The sequence below is a fragment of the Olivibacter sitiensis DSM 17696 genome, from assembly GCF_000427965.1.
GTDB classification, from domain to species: Bacteria; Bacteroidota; Bacteroidia; order Sphingobacteriales; family Sphingobacteriaceae; genus Olivibacter; species Olivibacter sitiensis.
Genome location: NZ_ATZA01000067.1, coordinates 1 through 13,677 on the forward strand (window position 1 = coordinate 1; position 13,677 = coordinate 13,677).

General features: G+C 42.5%; 14 protein-coding genes. 6 read left to right on the forward strand and 8 right to left on the reverse strand.

Going from position 1 to position 13,677, the window contains the following annotated elements; translation table 11 throughout:
- The coding region (locus A37S_RS25640; protein ID WP_036603688.1) for a DUF4372 domain-containing protein at positions 1 to 187 on the reverse strand (187 nt) is incomplete at its 3' end.
- 73 nt (positions 188 to 260) lie between these two features.
- Here A37S_RS25640 and A37S_RS25645 point away from each other — a divergent pair.
- The 5 genes from A37S_RS25645 (at position 261) to A37S_RS0121240 (ending at position 7,593) form a co-directional block, all read left to right on the forward strand.
- Positions 261 to 2,504, forward strand: coding sequence for a SusC/RagA family TonB-linked outer membrane protein (locus A37S_RS25645; protein ID WP_084164002.1), 2,244 nt, complete (start codon positions 261 to 263; stop codon positions 2,502 to 2,504).
- An 18-nt stretch (positions 2,505 to 2,522) separates the two neighbouring features.
- The gene (locus tag A37S_RS0121230) at positions 2,523 to 4,295 is read left to right on the forward strand and encodes a RagB/SusD family nutrient uptake outer membrane protein (protein ID WP_028298704.1); all 1,773 of its coding nucleotides are present in this window, start codon (positions 2,523 to 2,525) and stop codon (positions 4,293 to 4,295) included.
- A gap of 74 nt (positions 4,296 to 4,369) precedes the next feature.
- A complete protein-coding gene (locus tag A37S_RS27300) occupies positions 4,370 to 4,510 on the forward strand; it encodes a hypothetical protein (RefSeq protein WP_169719546.1) in 141 nt (46 codons plus the stop codon).
- 42 nt (positions 4,511 to 4,552) lie between these two features.
- Positions 4,553 to 5,245, forward strand: coding sequence for an endonuclease/exonuclease/phosphatase family protein (locus tag A37S_RS25650; protein ID WP_425414416.1), 693 nt, complete (start codon positions 4,553 to 4,555; stop codon positions 5,243 to 5,245).
- Positions 5,246 to 5,349: 104 nt separating this feature from the next.
- The gene (locus A37S_RS0121240) at positions 5,350 to 7,593 is read left to right on the forward strand and encodes a GH92 family glycosyl hydrolase (protein ID WP_028298705.1); all 2,244 of its coding nucleotides are present in this window, start codon (positions 5,350 to 5,352) and stop codon (positions 7,591 to 7,593) included.
- A gap of 56 nt (positions 7,594 to 7,649) precedes the next feature.
- Here the strand turns inward: A37S_RS0121240 and A37S_RS0121245 are convergent, their stop codons facing one another.
- The 4 genes from A37S_RS0121245 to A37S_RS25655 form a co-directional block, all read right to left on the reverse strand.
- Entirely contained in the window at positions 7,650 to 8,318 is a 669-nt protein-coding gene (locus A37S_RS0121245) for an ATP-dependent Clp protease proteolytic subunit (RefSeq protein ID WP_028298706.1), read from the reverse strand.
- A gap of 127 nt (positions 8,319 to 8,445) precedes the next feature.
- A complete protein-coding gene (locus A37S_RS0121250; protein WP_028298707.1) occupies positions 8,446 to 8,715 on the reverse strand; it encodes a hypothetical protein in 270 nt (89 codons plus the stop codon).
- The gene (locus A37S_RS0121255; protein ID WP_028298708.1) at positions 8,696 to 9,229 is read right to left on the reverse strand and encodes an RNA polymerase sigma factor; all 534 of its coding nucleotides are present in this window, start codon (positions 9,227 to 9,229) and stop codon (positions 8,696 to 8,698) included. The genes A37S_RS0121250 and A37S_RS0121255 overlap by 20 nt, the downstream gene beginning before the upstream one ends.
- Before the next feature lie 171 nt (positions 9,230 to 9,400).
- The gene (locus A37S_RS25655) at positions 9,401 to 10,693 is read right to left on the reverse strand and encodes a serine hydrolase (protein ID WP_211229838.1); all 1,293 of its coding nucleotides are present in this window, start codon (positions 10,691 to 10,693) and stop codon (positions 9,401 to 9,403) included.
- A gap of 106 nt (positions 10,694 to 10,799) precedes the next feature.
- Between A37S_RS25655 and A37S_RS0121265 the strand changes: the two genes are divergently transcribed.
- Positions 10,800 to 11,366 carry a transposase gene (locus A37S_RS0121265; RefSeq protein ID WP_028298709.1) on the forward strand — a complete coding sequence of 189 codons (567 nt, stop codon included), beginning with the start codon at positions 10,800 to 10,802 and terminating at the stop codon, positions 11,364 to 11,366.
- Between the two features lie 12 nt (positions 11,367 to 11,378).
- Here A37S_RS0121265 and A37S_RS0121270 read toward each other — a convergent pair whose 3' ends face one another.
- The 3 genes from A37S_RS0121270 to A37S_RS0121280 all read right to left on the reverse strand — a co-directional run bounded on the left by A37S_RS0121270 (position 11,379) and on the right by A37S_RS0121280 (position 13,281).
- Positions 11,379 to 11,963 carry an LOG family protein gene (locus tag A37S_RS0121270; RefSeq protein ID WP_028298710.1) on the reverse strand — a complete coding sequence of 195 codons (585 nt, stop codon included), beginning with the start codon at positions 11,961 to 11,963 and terminating at the stop codon, positions 11,379 to 11,381.
- Positions 11,964 to 11,967: 4 nt separating this feature from the next.
- A complete protein-coding gene (locus A37S_RS0121275) occupies positions 11,968 to 12,438 on the reverse strand; it encodes a pyrophosphohydrolase domain-containing protein (protein WP_028298711.1) in 471 nt (156 codons plus the stop codon).
- Between the two features lie 198 nt (positions 12,439 to 12,636).
- A complete protein-coding gene (locus A37S_RS0121280) occupies positions 12,637 to 13,281 on the reverse strand; it encodes a hypothetical protein (protein ID WP_211229839.1) in 645 nt (214 codons plus the stop codon).
- Positions 13,282 to 13,677: the final 396 nt, after the last annotated feature.

Consider the following 13,677-nt stretch of genomic DNA (forward strand, 5'->3'; position numbering starts at 1 on the left):
AATCACATCGGCTGAATATTCCGAACAGCATCGTCATGAGTTGTGTCCATGAATCAAAGGTCTTGTAATAGCGGTCAGACCGGTGCTTGCTCACAAGCATCTCAAATTTGTTCCTTGGAATAAAACCTAATAATTGTTTGAAGATTGGCTGACCGACTAATTTCTTTTCTGTATTTTTATCACTCATATTTTTAGTTTGTCGTAAAACCAAAATATGAAAAAAGGAGCTTGCCAGATATGGCAGCTCCTTAAATTATTTTTTGTCGGTCAGTAGTGATAAGAAATCAAATGGTTCAACCGACAATAATATTTCCATAGCCGGTAGTGGCGAGTATTCTTCTTTTTTGGTTTCTGCAAGGTATAATCAGCAGGACGGTTTGTTCCGATACAATTCGGACGATTATGATATGAATAATTTTCGGGCGAAGGGCTCCATTCAGCTATTCCCATGGCTTCGGGTGGATAACAATGCCGACTATTCTTTAATGTCCTACCACAATCCAATCAACGTGGGAGAGGGAGGAGGCATTTGGAGAAATTTGGCCGACGAGGGCCATCCAAGTGCAACGATGCTCAATCCAGACGGCAGTATTACATTTGCCGGGGCCTATACCGTAGGCGATTTTTATTATGGCAAAAACGGCATAGATACCAAGAAGCAGATTTTTAGAAACACCACGGGCATTGCAACCAATTTCTTTGACAATAAGCTTCGCATAAATGGTGATTTTACCTTCCGGAATACCAATGAAAACATAGAGCAAAAGCGCGTGCAGGTTCCCTATAGCACGGTGGCGGGAGAAACTGCTTATGTTGGAACGGCTACCAACGATCTGATGTTCGACAAGCGGGAAACCAAATACATCGCTACAAACATTTACGGTGAATATGAAAATCTGTTTTTAGATAAACACAGTGTTAAAATACTAGCTGGATTGAATTATGAGCAATCGACGTACCAACGGCTTGCTGCACAACGCAATGGGCTGATTTTTGAAGATGCTACAGATATTAATCTGGCCCTCGGACAGGCTATTACCCCCACAGGTGGCTATGAACGCTGGAACATCCTGGGCGGTTTTTCCAGGCTCAATTATTCGTTTGAAGACCGCTATTTGCTTGAGGTAAATGCACGTTACGACGGTTCTTCAAAGTTCCCTTCCAATCAACGCTTCGGTTTCTTCCCATCAGTCTCTGCTGGATGGCGGATTAACAATGAAAGTTTCTGGCACGTTTCGCCAGATGTGGTTTCCGATTTGAAGCTCAGGGCATCTTATGGCTCACTTGGAAACGGGAATATAGGCTCATATATGTTTCAGGAAAATTTTGTCATTTCCCAATCAAGCCTTATTCTTGGAGGTGTCCGTCCGCAGCGCACTTCACGGCCAAGCGTACTTCCCGAAGGCCTCACCTGGGAAAAGGCTACGACAGCGAATCTTGGTCTTGACCTGAGCATTTTGTCAAACAGACTATCCTTTACCGGTGATGCTTACATACGCAATACCACAGATATGTTCACCGTAGGCCTTACCGCTCCTGCCGTATTCGGTGCCACAGTTCCGAAAGGAAATTATGCCGACCTGCGTACTACTGGTTGGGAATTGTCCATCAACTGGCAAGATAAGATAGGAACGAATAAGCCTTTCGGTTATAACATGAGAGTTACCCTTGCCGACAATAAGTCTAAGATTACCAAGTACAACAATCCCAACAAATTGATAACGGACTATTATGTGGGGCAGACCATAGGTGAGATATGGGGGTACGAAACGGAAGGATTCTTTATCGATCAGGATGACATTGACAGCCATGCTAAGCAAAGTCCATTTATGCGTGCATCTCCCACGGGAATTTGGTATCCCGGTGATATTAAGCTCCGTGATCTCAATGGGGATGACTTTATTAATATTGGCCAGAATACGGTAGATGATCCTGGAGATCGCAAAATAATAGGAAACAGTGCACCGCGATATACCTACGGAATTACCTTGGGTGCAGATTGGAATGGCTTTTTCTTTTCTACTTTCTTTCAGGGTGTAGGGAAGCAACAGTGGTATCCCAGTACTGAAGCTGGGTTCTTTTGGGGCCAGTACAACAGGCCGTATAACAATATTCCGGCCTGGCATATTGGCAACATGTGGACACCCGAGAATACAGATGCCTACCTGCCCAGGCTCGTTGGACGGGCGGCCTCGAGCTCTACGGCTCGGGAACTTGCTGTTCAAACCAAATACTTGCAAAATGTGGCCTATATCCGCATGAAAAATATCCAATTGGGGTATAATATCCCCCATACGCTCGTATCCAAAATTAAAGCCAGCAGCGCCAGGGTATACCTATCGGGAGAAAATCTGTGGTCCTACTCGCCGCTTTATAAAATATCAAAGACATTGGATGTCGAAAATACGGTTGCCTCCGATGCGACAACAGGGGGCACTTTTGGAGATGGTAATAATTATCCCATGTTGAGAAGCTTCTCATTTGGAATAAGCCTATCGTATTAAAAAAATAGAAGAAAGATCATGAATAAAATAAAATATTTCTTAGCTGTGTGTATCTGTGCCGCTTTTGCAGCATGTGAACCCCTTGACCAGGAACCTCAATCTACGGCATCTAAATCGGCAGTTTTTGGCAGTGAGAACGGATTGCAATTATTTGCCAATTCATTTTATACCATTTTGCCTGGTACTAACACTACGCTCGATGCCATGTCGGACTACCTTGCGGTAAAAACGGTTCCTACTTTTATCCAGGAAAATGCCTTTGCACCAAGTCAAAGTTCAGGCTGGACATGGACTGACCTGCGGAATATCAATTACTTTATTGTCAACTGTACCGATCCAAAGGTACCCATTGACGTACGGAAAAATTATATCGGCATTGCGCGTTTTTTTAGGGCATATTTTTATTTCGAGAAAGTGAAACGCTTTGGTGATGTGCCGTGGATGGGTAAGCCGCTGGATATAAACGACCCGGCCTTATACAACCCGCAGGATCCGCGAACCCTGGTACTAGACTCCGTATTGGCCGATCTTAACTACGCCTGTGAAAACATAAAAACCACCAACGACGCCACACGTAGCACAGTTACCAAATACGTTGCTTATGCCCTTAAATCGCGAATTTGTTTGTTTGAAGGGACATTTCGGAAGTATCATACTGAGCTAAACCTAGAAGGGACCGCAGATGCCTGGCTACAAGAGGCGGCTGATGCGGCCCAGGAAGTCATGACGAATGGTGGATACTCCATTAATAATACCGGTGGAGCGGGAAGTTCCTATCGGCTCGTATTTACCAATCCGACTCCTATTGCCAACGAAGTGATGCTCGCTTCGATTTGTGACGCCAGCTTGGGTGTTTATAATGATGCAAATTGGTGGTGGACAAGTGGGACCTATGGTGCCAAAGCTAGTTTTATCAGAACCTTTATCAATACGTACCTGAATCTGGACGGAACACCATTTACCGACAATCCTGAATGGCCTACTATGCTTTTTAAAGATGAGGTCAAGAACAGGGACCTGCGGCTCAAGCAAACGATTCGCCTTGGCGACTATAAACGGATTAGTGGGGGTAATCAGGTGGCTGCTCCTCCTTTATTTACCTATACCTTTACGGGTTATCAGCCAATAAAATGGACACTCGATGATACATTCTATGATTCTGGTGCACTTAACATCAATTCTATATCCCTTTTTCGTTATGCAGAAGTACTGTTGAACTTCGCAGAGGCTAAGGCCGAGCTTGGAACGCTAACTGATGCTGAATGGGCGCAGACAGTGGGAGTACTGAGAGCCAGGGCGGGGATTACCAATGGTTTGAGCACGAAGCCTACGCTGGTCGATTCGTACCTGGTAACAAACTATTTTCCAGGAATTTCCGACCCGGTGATACTTGAAGTGAGAAGAGAACGTGGTATCGAACTGAGCCTTGAGGGATTTCGCTTCAGTGATATCTTGCGATGGAAGCGAGGAGAACTGATGCAAATGACATGGAACGGGTTTTATGTACCCGAACTGGTGACTCCTATGGATCTTAACGAAGATGGCGTGTTGGACGTGGCGTTTTATCAAGGTGACAAACCGAACCCTGCAATAGCTGGGGTTACTTATGTGGATGTTTCCGAAACGTTAAGCGGTAAGGTGAATTCACAAAAATTAAAAAATGGAAATTCAGGAGAGCTGACGTGGATGACAGAGATATCCAGAAAGTGGGATGACAAGTTGTATTATTACCCCATTCCTCAGGCGGATAGAGTGGCAAACCCCAATCTTTACCAAAATCCAGATTGGTAGATAATTAGCATATTCAAGTTTAAAACTGATTTATAAACAAGATGAAAAATATACTGATAAATTTTTCAATATGTATGATAGTGAGCTTGTTGTTTACTTCTTTTGCATGTTCCAAAAAGACAGAAGCCCCACAAGTAGTGCAGCCTACGCTCAAATCTGACGGTAAATATGTTGTCATGACCTATAATATTCGTTATGATGCGCCCGATCCCTGAAACCGATCATGGTCTGTTCGACGTCCACTTATAAAGGAGCGAATACTGGGCAATAATTGTGATATATTGAGTGTACAGGAGGCCCTCGGCAACCAATTGAGCGATATGAGCAGCGATCTTTCGGGATATTCGATGGTAGGTACAGGCCGAGACGGTAACAGCAGCACGTCAGAGTATTGTGCGATTTTTTACCGTAATGCTCAATTTACCTTATTGAGCAGTGGCACTTTTTGGCTTTCGCCCGGTGCGCCGTCGACGTCTACAGGCCCATCTTGGGACGCAGCTCATAAAAGGATATGCACCTGGGTGCAGTTGCAGGACAAAGGAACGTCTAAAAAGTTATGGGTATTTAATACACATTTCGACCAAGAGGGGTCTGTTGCCAGGCAAAACAGCGCAGACTTGATTTTAGAACAAATGCAGCTAAAAATGGGCGATGATCCAGGTATCCTTACCGGAGATTTAAACTGCAACCAGACGTCGGCCCCGTATGCTACTTTGAACAACTCTTCTCTTTTGGAAGAGAGCTGGAATATTGCGGCGGCTAAATCGCCCGAACTAAGGGTCACCGGTAATAGTTGGTTGATTAATCCAACAGGCGATAACCAGATCGATCACATTTTTGTAACGGGACATTGGTCCGTTGATTCTCGTTTGATTGATTGGACCTACAAAGAGCCAGATATTGTGCCTTCCGATCATTGGCCCGTCATTGTCAATATTAGCTTGAAATAAGTATTCCTATTGTGTAATTTAAATACGCCTGTTTTCGATTATATTTAAGAAAAATTTGCTGAAAATATTTTGTTCCTATATTCGGCATACGCATCCCCATTTTTATGAAATCAAAAAATCTCTTAGTTTACAATATTATACTTATTCTCTGTTTATGTTATGTTTCGTTATCGGCACAGGTTGATAATGGTAAAGACAACCTGAAGTATATCGACCCCACCATTGGAAATGCCCCATTATTGCTTCAGCCTACACGCCCAACAGTTCACTTACCAAACCAGATGGTACGTGCTTTTCCTATGCGTACTGATTATCTAGACGACCAAATCTCTAGTTTTCCACTCAGTATTGTATCACATCGTTTGGGAGAAGTAGTAAGTGTTAAGCCCGTGAGTGGTAATATTTCCATTCCAGACTGGGAGCGAAAATTGACATACGATCACGATCTTGAAATTACCCGCCCGTGGTATCTTTCTACTTACCTCGTTGATGAAGATATAACAGTTGAATTTGTCCCAGGAGAAAAAGCGGGTTATTATCGATTTTCATTTTCCGGTGATGGACCTAAGAATTTACTTTTTGGCACTTATAATAAAAGTGACAGCAAGTTCGAAATACTTTCGTCAAACGAGATACGTGGATATGAAACGTATCACGAAAATATAAAGGTTTATTTTTATGGATCGTTTACCCCGGTGTCGGCCGCTGGTTCGGTAAACGGCAATGTCATAGATACTTCACGCGTTGCCACTGGGCGTAATGCAAAAGTCTGGCTTACCTTTAGCAATTCCTCATCAGATCCGATAGATTTCAGATATGCTATTTCGTTTATTAGTGCAGAGCAGGCAAAGAAAAATTTTCACAATGAGTTTACGGGCAGGGATTTTTCCAAAATGAAATCATCGGCTCAGGGCGAATGGGCAAAAGCAATTGGGAAAATACAGGTTAGCGGTGGTACTGAAGCGCAGCGAAGGACGTTCTATTCTTCATTGTATCGATGCTATGAGCGTATGGTAAACGTTACAGAAGACGGGCAATATTACAGTGGTTTTGACAACAAAGTTCATGAATCTTCCAGGCCTTTTTATGTAGATGACTGGACGTGGGATACCTATCTTGCACATCATCCATTACGTGCGATCCTTGACCCTTCGATGGAATCTGATATAGTTAATTCGTATGTGGAAATGTACCTCCAAAGTGGTTGGATCCCGACATTCCCCGTGCTCTTTGGAGATCACGCCTGTATGAATGGATTTCATTCCTCTATTATGATACTGGACAACTATAGAAAAGGCATTCGTGGATTTGATATTCAGAAAGCATATGAAGGAATGTATAAAAATTCCACTCAGGCCACTTTGTTGCCTTGGAAAAATGGCCCTAAAGGTCCCCTTGACGATTTTTATCATGCTCATGGCTATATGCCGGCACTATGGCCCAATGAAAAAGAAACGGATACCATGGTTCATTCTTTTGAGAAGCGTCAGGCAGTGGCGGTTACTTTGGGAGCTAGTTATGATGACTGGGCCCTCTCCCAATTTGCTACCGATCTCGGAAAATCCGACGATGCCCATACCTTCTCTTTAAAGGCGTTGAACTATAGGAATCTTTGGGATCCGGTTGCCGGCATGTTTATGCCCAAAGACAAAGATGGCCATTGGATTCCCATCGATCCTAAATTTGATGGCGGAATGGGAGCCCGTGATTACTATGACGAGAATAATGGATGGACCTATCTTTGGCAAGTACAGCACGATATAAACGGATTGATGGGACTTATGGGAGGCAAAGAGAAATTTGAAAAGAAACTTGATAGGCTTTTCCGTGAGGGACTGGGACGCAGCAAATATTCTTTTTGGGCAAAAATGCCTGACGCCACCGGAAATGTTGGGCAGTATTCAATGGGCAACGAGCCAAGTTTTCATATACCTTATCTTTATAATTTTACCGATGCACCCTGGAAGACTCAAAAGCGCGTGCGTTTTCTTTTGGATGTTTGGTTTAAGGATAATATATGGGGTATACCCGGCGATGAAGATGGAGGAGGGATGACTGCTTTTGTGGTGTTTTCCTCAATGGGTTTTTATCCTGTAACTCCAGGTTTGCCAGTTTATACTATCGGCAGCCCTATATTTTCTAAAGTTTCCATAAAGCTCCAAAATGGAAAGACATTCACCCTTAGGGCAAAGGGAGCTTCTCCCATAAATAAATATATACAAAGTGCAAAGCTTAATGGCGTTACACTCAACAAGCCTTGGTTTACTCATGAAGTACTTGAGGCAGGAGGCACCTTAGAACTTGTTATGGGCGATAAGCCAAACAAAACATGGGGAATACAACCTTAATTGATATACATATTGCAGATGCACCATTATGTGCAGATTATGAAGATATGTCATTTTTATTGCAACACATCGTCTATCATGCCGAAGCTTTTGGCTTCCTCGGCAGTCATCCAAAAGTCGCGCTGTGCCGCTTCGTTGATGGTGTCGTAGGATTGGCCGCTGTGATGGGCAATGATGTCATAGAGTTCTTTTTGTACTTTCAACGTTTCTTTAAGACTGATTTCCATGTCTGCGGCCGTGCCTTGCGTTCCTCCAGAGGCTTGATGAACCATGATGCGGGCATGTTTGAGTGCAGAACGTTTACCTTTCGCACCGGCACAAAGCAGCACGGAGGCCATGGATAGGGCAGTGCCCGTGCATATCGTGGCCACATCCGGACCAATGTACTGCATGGTGTCGTATATGCCCAGCCCTGCATAGACAATGCCGCCGGGCGAGTTGATATAAAGCGATATGTCCTGCTTGGTGTCTACCGATTGCAGGAACAACAGCTGCGCCTGCAATATATTGGCCACCTGGTCGTCTACCGCTTGCCCCAGAAAGATGATGCGGTCTACCATGAGCCTGGAAAATACATCCATTTGGGAAACGTTCAACTGACGTTCTTCCGTGATATAGGGTGTCATGGACATACTGGTGCAGTTCATGTACTGCTTTACTAAAGAGGTAGAAATACGTTGATGTTTAGTGGCATATAGCTCAAATTCTTTTTTTATATTTTTCATCTGATTTGTTTGTTGATCATGAATCATATGTAAGCATGGATTTGTCCTTCACTTCTTCCTGGTTTTGTTCTGAACCATTAAGTAATTAAGGACATGAAGCCTTAACTATCCTTTGTGGTTTATAAGCCTATTTTCTGAACAGGCGGAGCACACGCTCCCTGAAGGCTACATGTTTCTGTTGACTGAACAATTCTTGGTGGACGCTTTCAATTTCCAATCGGAGCTGTTGCCTTCCGTATGCTTTCGTAAAACGATATATTTTTTCCTGTATTTTTATATCATTCTGTAAATCAGTATCAATAATCCTTTTTGCATCAATGATAAGATTATCTCCTGGATTATTCCCTCCCAAGAGATAATATTCTATTTGCTGTATATTATTCAAGAAAGGACTCATAGCTCAATGATTTCTCTTTTACGGTATTTCTTATTTTTTCCAGGCACTTGAACTTTTGGACAGTGGCAGAACGTGTACCCGAAAAGCCAAAAGTTTCGGCGATTTGCTCCATCGACAGCTTGTCGTAATAAAAGCTTTTCAGCAGATCCATGCATTTTTTGCCCGAGGCAAGGAGCAGCCCCAGCAACTTCTTTTCGGAAAGTTGTGATTTCTCGTCTTTTTCCTCCATATCTAGGTTTGTGAGTCCCGTGAATGATCTATTGTCTTTGGAGTACTTTGACCATAGGTGTTTGCAGATGCCGAAGATATAGGCTTCATCGCGCTCTATCACGAGCGAACGGAGGTTTGTTTTTTCATGATAAATAATCAATGCATCCTGAAAAATATCCTTGGCTTGTTCAAAATTTCCGCCACGCTTGGCAATATAGGCGGCAACGGAAGGAAATAGGCTGTGGTAGAGCTGGAAGAATATCGTTCTCCTAGCTTCGATTGGGATTTCTTTTATTGCATTCATATCAAAGGCTTTTTTCTAGGTAGTGCCTGGAATGGAATAAATATCACCTTTTTTCTTGAACTATTTTTTTTTCTTTTACTGCTCGCAGATCGATTTTATTTCGTTCTTGCATTTCAAGAAATGCAAAATTTGTTTTTAATACTTCAATTTTGGCTAGTTTAACATCAAGTTTTAATTATCCACTTCTTTTTCTCTTAAAGTAGGTCTGTTGTCTTGCTTTCGTTTTTCGTAGGTCACTTTAAAACGATTTAAATCGGGCAGGTATTTTCTTTTCCTCGCTATTTCATATTGATAGATGCTCTGTCCCAATTGGTAGAGAAAAGGATGCCCTATTTCCTCATATTCATATTTGCCATCGTTCAAAATCTCGTCCTCGTTCACATAAACGGTAGCTGATAACATGAACTCCACCTCGTTTTCAAAGTCAGCCACATATGACGCGTCCGTCAGGAATCCATATGCCCAGCCCACCTTGTTGAATACCCTTACGCCGGTGGGTAATTCATGATGCGTACTGTCCTTGAAGAAAAATTTGGCATAGCTGGGGTGAAAATCCGTAGCGTCGTATTTTGGATAGTTGGTTTCTCCGGGAAACTGCGACAAGTATTGATATATAAACCGATAATCTTCTTCCGATAGATTAAAACGCTGATTGTCCGGTACAGACTCAGGAAAAAGAACAGACTGTAGTACTTGCTGCAGATCGTACAATGGCAGGTTGTTTGCCCGTGTAAAATCCATGCCACCTTGTACGAGTTTGCCTCCTTGGTAGTGGGCCTTTCCGATAAGTGGATAAATCCTAAAATGAAAATTCAGGTCATTTTTCTCCATAGGCTGCTCATATAAGGCATCACCATGTTCATCCAGAAAGACGAAAGGGTTGGTGTACCTGTTCTGTTCTTCCGTGAATGATGCAAATCGACGAATTATACGGGCATCTACATAACCCATTTCCCATAACCTTTTGTTCAGTTCTTTTTGTCCTACAAACTCGTAAAGCCTATTGTAGGGTTCATTTTCGCTAACCAAAAATGCTCTTTTGATAAGATGCGCTATCGTGGGTTTCTTCTCGGGGGCATTCTCATCCTGTATAAAGCCCGTTTGGGGAGCATGGGCACTGTCTATTCGCAGCCAGGTATCTTTGGTGATGTCATCCGGCAAATGATGCAGCTTTTCCAACGCGAGCAAGGCAGCTGGCAGCTTCACCGTTGAGGCGGGGTTGAAATAATGGGTGCTATCCAAATAGAAATTATGATTTTTGAAATAGGGGATATTGTTTTCATCCCGATCAATCTGTGTGTAGATGATCTGTACCTTATATTTCTCAGGTGCGTTAATAACTTTTTGGAAGATGGGATGCTGATTCTTCGAAAAGATATCGACCAAAAGGGGGCTTTCATTTGTTTGTGCAACAACAGCTTTCATATGAAACAACAAAAGTATAACGACGGTCAGGTTCTTCATGATCTAAAATTAGGAAAAAGAATTGATAGCCGATACTTGATCTTTATCATTTTTGTGGCATAAGGTTTTAACGGTGCTTTTTAGATTTTCATTATATTTGGAAGACATGTCCTTTAACCCTAACATACATCACCGTCGTTCCATCCGATTAAAAGGATATGATTATGCACAAACAGGAGCGTACTTTATTACGTTATGTTGTCAAAAGAGAGCACATCTTTTTGGTGAAATTGTAAATGGTAAAATGATTTTGAACGAATACGGATTAATAGCGCATGACGAATGGGAAAACACACTTGAAATTAGACCTAACATATCTTTAGGTGCATTTGTCATCATGCCCAATCACGTCCACGGTATTTTGATTATAAATGATTCCGGCGAACCACCCTCCACTACGCCGAAAGAAGAAAATAAATTTAAAAGCCCATCTAAAACAATTGGAGCTATTATAAGAGGCTATAAAGGAGCCACTACCAAAAGGATAAAAAGGCTTATCAGTACGGGCGAATCGCCAATTAGCAGCGGAGCTCCAAAGATAGACTTATCAACACCTATTTGGCAACGCAACTATTATGAGCACATCATACGCAATGAAAAGGCCTTTTATAACATTTCAAATTATATTATTAATAATCCAGCAAAATGGGCTGAAGATAAATTTTATAAATAATTAGGAATTTAACTACAATTGCGACTTGTTCGCTATCCACTTCGGTACGGATGGCGCCACGTAATTCTGCATCTTTTCCCAAAGATCTGATATGGTATCACTCACGAGTAGCATATCCAGATTTTCCTTTTTTAGCAATCCCTGTTCGGTCATATTGTTCATGAAATCGATCAGCTTATCGTAAAAGCCATTGCTATTGAGTATGCCTATCGGTTTTTTGTGCAATCCAAGTTGCGCCCAGGTCAATATTTCGAAGAGCTCTTCCAAGGTGCCGAAACCACCTGGTAGGGCTATGAAGCCGTCGGACAGGTCGTGCATCAACTTTTTGCGTTCGTGCATGTTTTCCACTACGTGCAGTTGGGTGAGTCCAGTATGACCAATCTCCTTGGTGTCCAAAAACCCGGGAATAACACCTATGGCCTGACCACCTTGTTGCAATACGGCATTGGCCAAGATCCCCATGAGACCTACCTGACCGCCACCGTACACCAACTTTACGCCTTGCGAGGCGAGGAAATGACCCAAAGCCACGGATTGCTCCGCATAGATAGGATCATGGCCTATACTAGAGGCACAAAAAACGGCTACACTTTTCATGCTGCTATTTTTCGATGATATCCCTGAGGTTGGCAGGGGAGTAATTGATGTTTTTCAAGGTCTTTCGATCTCCTGTTCTGTAGACCAGGTACAGATCGCCTGCTTGCTCATAGAAGCTATCTACACCTCTTTCATTTTTGTAATAAGCTACAGTCGCCTCGGCCTCTTCTAGATTCCTACAGGCCTTGCTCATATTGCTGCGCTGCACTTCATCAAATAACTCCTTGAACTTTTCACCAAGACCGAATTCCAGGATGGCTCCAGAAAGCACATATTGGATATCCGCCAAGGCATCGGCAATCTCCACAATATCTTTGTTTTTGATTCCTTCTTCGAGCTCCTTGAGTTCCTCGGCAATCAGGGAGACACGCAACGCACAACGACCTTCGTCCGGTATGGTGGGTTGCTCTAGAATGGGATGTTTAAAAGTGTTATGAAATTCGGCAACAGCCGTCAATGTTTTTGGGTCTTGCATGTAGCAAAAGTAAAAAGTAAAAGGTAAAAAGCGAAAAGAAAGCTGAAAGACTAACGCAAAGAGACTAGAGGCCAGAAAAAGGTATAGGGATAGAAGGTATAAGGCGGAAAGACTAAAGCTGCCCGGACACTTCCATATGGCTAATAAACTAATGCCTAATCGACCAATAAACCAATGACTGATCAACTAATAAACCAATCAGAGTTCGCCTTCTTCTTTCTTTTCTTCCAGTTTCTTCACTTGTTCCAATATATCGTCAGGGGATAGATAAAGCCGAGCTATCCGGTCCTTATAGACCTGCGGGAGGTCTGCATTGTCGAGAATGTAGTACTTGGTCTCTACGATATAGTAGCCCAATCCATGCTCCACGGCAAAACTGTCTGCCGTTCGCTCGGCCTTCTGGATAAATTTGCCAGAAAAAAGATAAGATATTCCGAAACCAACCATGCTAAAAAAGTTTCTTTGCTCATAGTCCATGATGTGCCCCAGTTCATGACCTATCCAACCTATCATGATGCTATCTGGGATTTGATGAATGGGGATGGCCGTGTGCGTAAACGTCATCAAGGCACTGATACGGATACGGTATTTCCTGTTTTTTTTCTTTTTCAACAAGGTAGCAAAGACAGGTTGTGCATCCATGATCGACTTCTTCATTTTTTGCTTGAAGACAAATTCAATGTTCGCGTCCTTCAGCTCGGGATAATGGGAGAGCGCTGTCAATACATTACTTTTAATGACGTTTGGGATTTGTTTGTTCTCACCGTATAGGAGTAGTTCTTTCGGTATACTGTCTTGTTTTGCGGAATATGGCATAAATAGCAATAAGAGGATCAACTTCATTCTTTATTTCGCTTTGGGCATAATGAAGTCTAACAATGAGCTTGGGGCTATTGTTTCCTCTAAAGTTTCCTAAAGTTATTAGATGTAGAACTTTCCTAAAGTTTGAAACTTTAGGAAAGTTAAAAGGAAAGTTCTATATCTATTTAGGGTCTGCTGAAAAACTCTATTCGTTTTGTTAACCAATGAATTATAGTTATTTTTAGGTTGTCAAGTGCAAGGATTTATGAAAAAAGCATCAAAAAGGCGTGCACCTAGCCCTATTTATAGCAGTCCGAATCAGCTCATTATTGAGGGATTTGAGTCTCCTTTTGATCGTCATCTTAACCCAGAAAACCGTTGGGTTAAGTTAGCTCATCTGCTTCCCTGGGATAGTTTGTCGAACATTTATTACAAAGC

Bases quoted from the DNA above. Each gene is read 5' to 3' on its own strand.
- A37S_RS0121230 (WP_028298704.1), top strand. From the start codon at position 2,523: ATGAATAAAATAAAATATTTCTTAGCTGTGTGTATCTGTGCCGCTTTT.
- A37S_RS27300 (WP_169719546.1), top strand. From the start codon at position 4,370: ATGATAGTGAGCTTGTTGTTTACTTCTTTTGCATGTTCCAAAAAGACA.
- A37S_RS0121240 (WP_028298705.1), top strand. From the start codon at position 5,350: ATGAAATCAAAAAATCTCTTAGTTTACAATATTATACTTATTCTCTGT.
- A37S_RS0121245 (WP_028298706.1), bottom strand. From the start codon at position 8,318: ATGAAAAATATAAAAAAAGAATTTGAGCTATATGCCACTAAACATCAA.
- A37S_RS0121250 (WP_028298707.1), bottom strand. From the start codon at position 8,715: ATGAGTCCTTTCTTGAATAATATACAGCAAATAGAATATTATCTCTTG.
- A37S_RS0121255 (WP_028298708.1), bottom strand. From the start codon at position 9,229: ATGAATGCAATAAAAGAAATCCCAATCGAAGCTAGGAGAACGATATTC.
- A37S_RS25655 (WP_211229838.1), bottom strand. From the start codon at position 10,693: ATGAAGAACCTGACCGTCGTTATACTTTTGTTGTTTCATATGAAAGCT.
- A37S_RS0121265 (WP_028298709.1), top strand. From the start codon at position 10,800: ATGTCCTTTAACCCTAACATACATCACCGTCGTTCCATCCGATTAAAA.
- A37S_RS0121270 (WP_028298710.1), bottom strand. From the start codon at position 11,963: ATGAAAAGTGTAGCCGTTTTTTGTGCCTCTAGTATAGGCCATGATCCT.
- A37S_RS0121275 (WP_028298711.1), bottom strand. From the start codon at position 12,438: ATGCAAGACCCAAAAACATTGACGGCTGTTGCCGAATTTCATAACACT.
- A37S_RS0121280 (WP_211229839.1), bottom strand. From the start codon at position 13,281: ATGAAGTTGATCCTCTTATTGCTATTTATGCCATATTCCGCAAAACAA.